The sequence below is a fragment of the Oleiphilus sp. HI0123 genome, from assembly GCF_001635315.1.
In genome coordinates this window covers 1-962 of record NZ_LWGE01001908.1, presented here as the reverse complement: position 1 = coordinate 962, position 962 = coordinate 1, and the positions used below count along the sequence as shown (strand labels likewise).

Here is a 962-nt window from a genome sequence, read left to right as displayed (position 1 = left end):
AGAGTGTTGATCCCTGATATGCCGGTAAATTCGAAAGGTTTGATGGCATTAATAAAGGCGTTAAGATCCCTAGGGTTAGGAATGAGTACATTGAGATTGCCTTTGCTCGCAAACATAATCATATTCACTGTAAAGGCATAGATATGGTAGAGGGGTAATGGGCACACAAATATCTCTTGCCCTTCTCTACACCCTGTAGCAAGTCTATCCAAACATTGTTTAGCATTACTTATGACATTTCGGTGGCTTAAACAAGCACCTTTAGAAACGCCAGTTGTGCCTCCAGTGTACTGGAGCATACATAAATCATCTGGGCCAATATCTTTACGGGCTTGCAATTTAGCCTGATCAAAATCATTGAGGATTTGGCTAAAAGAGTGGCAACCCTCTGGAGCAGGCGTCGGGGAGTCGCTTAGTAAATCCGCAGCACCTGTTGAAATCACTAGCTCCAGCGCCGTATCACCCTTGATTTTTTCTAAGTTGGGCAACAGGTCTTCTAGAATAATTATCGCCTTGGCACCTGAATCTGAGAATTGATGCTGCATTTCTCTAGGCGTGTAAAGAGGGTTTGTGTTTACCACGACTAAACCAGCACGCAACGCGGCGTAAGCAGCAATTGGGTACTGGCTTAGATTTGGCAGCTGTATCACTATCCGGTCACCCTGATTTAGGTTCTCTTGCTGCTGTAAGAAACAGGCCAAAGCCTTAGATTTAGCATCGATTTCAGCAAAGGATAATGTTTGCCCGAGACATGAATAAGCTGGTTTTTCTGCGTATTTTTGAAGAAAGCCCTCTAAAAAGTCGGCTAGGTTGTTGCGTGAGAGTGTTGTGTTTATCTGTGTCATCGGTAACCCCAAAGGTGTTTATTATTATGAATCTAGATTAGGTGGGCCTAGCAGCTCTTTATCTGCCTTACCTAGAAATAGTTTCATCGATAATTTCTGAATAATGGTTCCGTAGGG

General features: G+C 43.3%; 1 protein-coding gene. It reads right to left on the bottom strand.

Translation table 11 applies throughout. The features are described from left to right. On the bottom strand, positions 1-845 hold an 845-nt coding region (locus A3761_RS25320), incomplete at its 3' end, for an AMP-binding protein (protein WP_156492130.1). Between the last annotated feature and the right edge of the window lie 117 nt (positions 846-962).